This window comes from Streptomyces varsoviensis, from assembly GCF_000718635.1.
In the GTDB taxonomy this organism is placed as follows: Bacteria; Actinomycetota; Actinomycetes; order Streptomycetales; family Streptomycetaceae; genus Streptomyces; species Streptomyces varsoviensis.
Genome location: NZ_JOBF01000045.1, coordinates 22,659 through 29,154 on the forward strand (window position 1 = coordinate 22,659; position 6,496 = coordinate 29,154).

General features: G+C 70.6%; 5 protein-coding genes. 2 read left to right on the forward strand and 3 right to left on the reverse strand.

Annotated features, from left to right (window positions below):
• Positions 1 to 39: 39 nt before the first annotated feature.
• Both IF55_RS39630 and IF55_RS35080 read left to right on the forward strand, forming a co-directional pair.
• On the forward strand, positions 40 to 858 hold the full coding sequence (locus IF55_RS39630; protein WP_157854601.1) for a hypothetical protein: 819 nt from the start codon (positions 40 to 42) through the stop codon (positions 856 to 858).
• Between the two features lie 183 nt (positions 859 to 1,041).
• Positions 1,042 to 2,121 (forward strand): hypothetical protein, encoded by a 1,080-nt coding sequence (locus IF55_RS35080; RefSeq protein ID WP_063764092.1) that lies wholly within the window; start codon positions 1,042 to 1,044, stop codon positions 2,119 to 2,121.
• Between the two features lie 26 nt (positions 2,122 to 2,147).
• Here IF55_RS35080 and IF55_RS35085 read toward each other — a convergent pair whose 3' ends face one another.
• The 3 genes from IF55_RS35085 to IF55_RS35095 all read right to left on the reverse strand — a co-directional run bounded on the left by IF55_RS35085 (position 2,148) and on the right by IF55_RS35095 (position 5,814).
• A complete protein-coding gene (locus IF55_RS35085; RefSeq protein WP_048833081.1) occupies positions 2,148 to 2,537 on the reverse strand; it encodes a hypothetical protein in 390 nt (129 codons plus the stop codon).
• Positions 2,471 to 3,001 (reverse strand): hypothetical protein, encoded by a 531-nt coding sequence (locus tag IF55_RS35090; protein ID WP_030892455.1) that lies wholly within the window; start codon positions 2,999 to 3,001, stop codon positions 2,471 to 2,473. The genes IF55_RS35085 and IF55_RS35090 overlap by 67 nt, the downstream gene beginning before the upstream one ends.
• A gap of 290 nt (positions 3,002 to 3,291) precedes the next feature.
• Entirely contained in the window at positions 3,292 to 5,814 is a 2,523-nt protein-coding gene (locus IF55_RS35095) for a DEAD/DEAH box helicase (RefSeq protein ID WP_078645783.1), read from the reverse strand.
• Positions 5,815 to 6,496 lie beyond the last annotated feature (682 nt).

Below are 6,496 nucleotides of genomic sequence, written 5' to 3' on the forward strand. Positions count from 1 at the left end.
TGCCGGAGGATCAAGGACACCGACGGCCAGGAGCGCCCGATGTGGCGCACCCGCTGGACAGCCCCCGAAAGCCGCCTCGGCGATATGCCGCACCCGCCGGTGCTGCTGGTGTTCAACCGCCTCGGCGCCCGCAACCCCCACCGCACCATCCCGCGCCTGCACGAGCTCACCCGGCACCTGTGGCAGGGGGAGCGGCAGCGGGGCGGCCACCACCTCTACGACCGGAAGATCCCGATCATCGCGGTCGGGCTGAAGAACCTCCGCGAGCACGGCCCGTCCGGCGTCGTGTTCGCACGCTTCGGTCGTGCTCACCCGCAGCCGCTCCTGGAGGCGATCGGCAACCCACGCTTCGAGGTCGCCCAGGCCCGTGAGGCAGAGGAGGCCAAGACCCGGGCGGCGGCGTACCAGGAACAGGTTCGGCGGGCAGCCCAGGAGCAGGCGGCGAAGCAGGCCGCCGACCGTGAGGCCCGCCGCCCCGTCTACACCGGCTGCGGGGCGAAGTTCACCGACGCCCGCTGGGAGGCCGTACAGCCGAAGGACTCCCACCCGCAGCTGTGCGACAGCTGCAAGCAGACGGCCAACGCGACCGCCGCAAGCCCGGCGGCCGGTACGTGGGAGCGCCAGGAGCCGGCGCGCGGCGAGGCCGGGTCGGACGACTTCTGGCCCGCCCCCGAGCGCCCCGTCTGCACCGAGTGCGGTGCCGCGTTCACCGACGAACGATGGAAGGCGACCAAGCCCGTCGGCTGGACTGCTTCCCCAGCGAAGCACCCGTCTCTGTGCGGGGACTGCGACCAGCAGTACGAGGCCGACTTGGACCGGACCTGGGGCCTGAGCCCCCGGCGGGAGGAGCACGACTAGGAGCAGGAGCCGGCCGTGCCCGAGCAGAAGACCGGCTGGCTCTCGCGCCTGCGCCGTTGAGCCGGGGCACGCCTTCCGACCAGTCGCGCTTCTCCTTCTGGCAAGGATCAGCCCGGCTAATTGGATGGATGCGGCGGAGAAGGCACGTCATGCTGGACGCGATTGATAGGAGGTGGACGACGCGTGAGGCGCGGACAGACGGAAACTCTTGACGAGAAGCACCAGCGCTTGCTGGAAGCTTTCGTGTTGAGGGCCCGCAGGGTGGAGGAACACTCGCTGGCCGCCGACTGGGACGCTCTTGTCGAGCTGACCCGCATGAGCATCAACGTCCGTGTCGAACGAGGCGAGGTCCGGATCTCGTACGAGCTGCCGCCCGAGGAAGTGGTCGAGTCTGCGGCAGCGCGTATCAGGCCGATTCTGCTGGAGCAGGAGGACTGCTTTCACATGAAGGCGCTCTCAGCTCTGGGCTACACCTGTCGAGCAGCGCCGCAAGATGCGGCGTGGATACGGGCCGCACGCGCTGAGTGGCGAACACGGGTGAGCCCCGCCACGCGCGACGAATCCGGCTACTGGCTCATGGTCGCTGACACGTCCACGGGCGAAGAGCGTGACCTCGATGCGCACGGGCTGGCCATGGCCTGGATCTATGGAGACGTGGTGCATCACGACCCAGAGCGCCGCAAGGAGGGCGACACCTTCGGACTGCGCGACCGGTTTCGTGCTGCTGTACCCCTGGTGGCTTGGGCGATGGTCGGCACGATCGAGCTCCTGAACTTCGTCCGGGCGCTGAACGAGGCCGGGATGCTCAACCTTCGGCAGGAAGTGTTCAACGAGCAGGTCGCGTTGAAAACGACCACATGGGAAGAGCGGGCCGAGATGTACTACGCACCCGTCGGCGCTCAACCTCCCTCGCTTGCGACCTCCCCCATGCCCGAAGGGTGGCTCCCTCTGAGCAAGGCATCTGGCCTGTCGGTCTTCCGTCACCGCATTGCGGGGCAACTCTTGAACGCGGAGAGCGCACCATCCATGACGTACCTCCCCTCACCCGAAGAGATCGAAGCCGCCCGCACACCCGCCGGCGGCTGGAAGCGAGACCAGCTCGCCGCCTGGGGCGTGCCGTGGCCCCCGCCAAAGGGCTGGAAGGACGAGCTGGCCGAACGCTGGAAGGCCGCCCGCCCAGCGAGACCGCCGGCGCCCCCGCCCACCCCGGCCCCGGCCCCGGCCCCGGCCGACTTTGCCCAGGACACGCTCGACTTCGGCTGACCCGATGACAGCGGGGCCGGACAGGATCACCCTGCCCGGCCCCGCTGCCCGTTCCCGGCTGCGCACCGGCTGAGTCGGATGCGCGGCCCCCACGCGAACTCGAGGTCGTCCAGGAGGACGGTCTCCAGCTCCTTCTCCCACTGGCCGCGCAGGAGGAACGGGGCGGCCTCCAGCCGCTCCAGGATGACCAGGGTCTCGGGCTGGCCGATCAGCGCGTACCGACCGTGCGAGGCGGGTGTGCTGCCCGGCCCGTACGCGCGCAGCAGCTCCTCCAGGCGGTCGCGGTGCTTCTCCACGAACGCCTCCAGGCGCTCGATGTACCCCGCGCGTTCCTCGTTGGCCACCGCGCTCAGCGCGACGTCCAGGAAGTCCGACCCGTCCGGCCAGTGGCGGGTGCCCGGCGCGGCACGGCCCACGGGAAGCGTTCCGCTGCCGCCAGGACGTCCTTCGCCTCCAGCGGCGGCACCGAGACCGGGGCGGGTTCGGTCGCCGCCGTCGCCTCCGGGGCGGGGGAGGACGGCTGTTGGAGGTGGGCGACCAGCATGGCGCTGGAGGCGGCGCGCCCGCGCTCGGTGGTGGCGGTACGGTCTGCGATCCGCCGCAGGTAGCTCGCGACGTCGCGGACACCGGCGAACCAGCCCTCCTCGAACCGCGGCTCGGACCCGTGCGGGGGGCTGCTCTCGGAGATCCAGGTGTGGGCGCCGGCCACTGCCCCGGCCTCCAGCTTCGCCACGATGTCGTCGGCCTGCTCGTGCCCGATCCCGGCGGCGGCCAGGGCCTGGAAGACGGTGAACCGTGCCGTCGTGGCCTCGTGCTGGTGGTGGCTGATGGCGGCCAGCTCCTGGCCGTACGCGTCGGCGCCTGGCTGCTCGGTGCTCACAGGGTGCCTCCCTTGTCTGCTCGGGTGCGGTGGGTAACCCAGTCCGGATCGCGTACGGGCACCGGCACCGTGGTCTCGGCGGCGGGGTGCGCATGATGCGCCAGCTGGTGCGCGGCACGGTGACGACGTGGACCAGGACGACGACGGCCTGCCGCACGACGCCGCCCCGGACCCACGCCCCGGTGAAGCGGACCTGATCGGCTGCCCCGACACCCGCCGCCACGAGCGCAGCCGTCCGAGCAGATAGCCGGCCGCGAGCGCGGCGGCCACGATGACGACGACGCCCACCATCAGGACCACCGCATCCCGATCATGGACAGCTGCTCCACCCGCTCCGGCGACAGCCCGGCAGCCCGGCTGCGTTGGTTGTTGACCCATGCCCCCAGCCGGTACTGGTCCTCCCGGCCGTCCTCGGAGAGCACGGTCTCCACATGCTTGCGCGGGACCTTGAGGTGCCCCTCGCGCTCGAAGAACTGCCGGGCGGCGGTCAGGTGGGCGTTCCACTTGTCGGCCTGCGTACGGGGCTGCTGCGGCTTCTCCTCGTCGGGCGCGGGTTCGATCCCGAGGACCTGCTCGCACATCCACTGCTGCACGGTCGTGAGCTGGTCCCACCCGTACCGCACGGACTGCACCCACCGCCCCAGGTCCTCGCCCTGGCGTACGACGTCGCCCGCCTCGGTGGGCAGCGTCCCGTCCGTGTCCAGGTGCATCCGCACCAGGTGGAAGGCACGCTGCCAGGTCACCGGCCATGACGGGCACCAGGAGGCGTCGATCTCCTCCAGCTGCTCGCGCCGCTCGTTCGACAGCGCCCCGGCCGACGACTCCACCGGCAGGCCCTCCGCGCGCCGCCGCTCGATCTCCTGCGCCTTCCTCGCGGCGGCCCGCGCGTTCTTGAGCCAGATGCCCACCGCCGCGCCCTGGAAGGTAGCGTCCAGCGGCGCCAGGAGGTGCCCGTTCTCGGCAGCCCACCCGCGCGCGGCCGTGAGGCCCTCCTCCCAGGCGACGTCGAAGTGCGACCAGATCATGCCGAGCTTCTCCAGCTGCGCGACGCGGTCCTCGTCCATCTCGCCGCGGGCGTAGAACCGGCGCGCGTCGGCGGTCCACTGCCCAAGCGGGAAACCGGCAAGCGAGGCCGGCCACCCGGTGGCTTCCGCCTCCTGGTCGTCGACGGCGGGCACGCGGAACGTGAACGGCACGCGGAGGTCGCCGTGCTCGCGGGTGTAGATGACGGCGGCCTCCACGCCGCGCCGCCAGTGTTCGTGCTCGGGGTTGAGGACGCGCAGGTTGATGAACGCGGCGAGGGCGGCCGGGTCGCGGGGCGTGGAGAACTTCAGCAGGGCCTTGGCGGGGGCTCTGACGCCTCCGGCACCCTCGCCGCTCCCGCCCGTGCTCTTCCCGCTGGCGTCCTTGCTGACGGGCTTGTAGCGGCTCGGGGCCTGCTGCTCCGCGAGGGTCTCCACGATCCTCGCGTCGTGCGCCCGCAGCGCCTCCAGCAGCTTGGCCAACCCGCCGAACGCCCGGGAGGTCAGCATGTTGTCCGCCGTCTCCCCGGGCCCGAGTAGCACCGGTACCACGAGCGAGGCCATCTTCCCCTCGCCGGGCTGCATCCGCAGCGCCCGGCCGACGGCCTGGACCAGGTCGGGCATCGAGCCGCGTACGTCGGCCCAGTAGACGGAGTCGCAGTTTTTGGTGTCGACGCCCTCGCCCAGGACCTTCACCGAGCACAAGAAGCACTTCTCCACGACGGTGCCGTCCGTGGCGATCCCGGCCGCGAACTCACCGAGCAGTCGGCGGCGGTGGAGTGCCTTATGGTCACCGTAGACCCAGTCCGCCCAGATCGTCTTCGGGTACAGCTCGGGGTCGGAGGCGTGCAGCTGCGCGGCGACGTCGGGAAGGCCGGCCGCGAAGGCTTCGGCTTCCTTGACGACGTGGTGGAAGACGAGCGTGCGCCGGAAGTTCTCCTCCGCGGACGCCTTCACCAGGGCGGTCTGTAGCGCGGCGAGCCGGGCCCCGCGGACCTCTGCCGAGCGGCCCTCGGTGCCCAGGAGCTGCGCGGCCTGGAGCGCGGTGTCAGTGATGTCTACGCATACGACCTGGTAAGGGGCACAGATTCCCCGGTCGATGGCCTCCGAGAGCGTCAGGGTGAAGCAGCGGCTGCCGAAGGGTCCCTCGGGGTCGTCTTCCATGCTCGCGACCAGCTCACCGGGGGCGCCGGCCTCGTCCTCGTCCCCGAGCTGCCACAGTCGGGGCGTGGCCGTCATGTAGAGACGGCGCAGGGAAGGGATCTTCTGGTTGTCGTGGACGTCCGCCCACGGCTTCCCGATCCGGCCCGAAACCCGGTGGGCCTCGTCCACCACGATCAGGTCCCAAGCTGCCAAGCCCTCAGCGTGCGCCTGTTCCAGCTTGCCGAGTCCGAGGCTGGCATATGTGGCGTAGACGGTGACCTTGTCCAGGCCCCGCGTCCACTCCACCAGCTCGTCCACGTCCGTGGTGTTGGGAAAGGGCGCCTCCTCACCCTGCAACGAGGACACCCCGATCATCGGCCCCCGGCGGCCCCCCTCACGCCACGCGGCCTCGGTTTGCGTCAGCAGGTCCTTCGAGGGCACGAGCACCAGCACACGGCCCGCGTGGAGCTCCTCCGCGCTGCGCACCGCCACCCGAGTCTTCCCGGACCCGGTCGCCATGATCACCTGCGTCCGGAGCCCTCGCTCGGGCACAAGTGATCTTGCAGGCAATTCGAGAGCACGCACGACCGCATCAATGGCTTCTCGTTGGGCTGCCTCGCGCTGGTCAACGCGGTTAGTGGTCGACATATCAGTCTGCCTTCTCGTGGATGCCGTCCGGTCGACTGGAGCGGCGAGAAACGGGGACCAGGCACCTAGAGAGCCTGTGGAGAGCTAGGGTGGTCGAACTGGCGTGACTCTGCCTAACCGATCACTGGTCGGGCCGTTCGGTGGATCTCAAAAACCTTTCGGAGTGCTCCGGAGGGTGGGATGCTCTGAGTCCAGAGTCTATCCTTCTCTCAGAAAAGAGACAGAGGGAATCCCGAGATTCTCTCTAACGTGGCCGAAAGCTGTTATTCTTGCCCTATCGCAAGCCCCCAAGAAGCCTTGACGGTTCCTCAATCCGCACCCCCGACTGAGAGGCCGACCCCCGTGCGCCCTCACCCGTCCCGACTGACCGTCACCCCCCTCCCTGTTGCTGCTGCTCGTGGCGTGAGCCCCGCTTGGTGGGCCGCGCGGAGCGTGGCACGCCTGTCCCGCACGGGAGTTGGGGGCGCGTCCGGGGTGGCTGGAGCGCAGCGGAGGCCACGGGTCGGCCGCAGGCCGGCCCCGGTCCGCAACGCGGGCCGCCTGCCCTGCCGTTGGGTGGTGGGCGCGGAGCGCGTGCCACCCGGCGGTGAGCGGAGCGAGCCGCATCCGCTCACGCGGAGCGGGAGCGGTCGGGGCGCGCAGCGCCCCGGTTCACTGTGACGGGCGCAGCCCGGAGGGACCC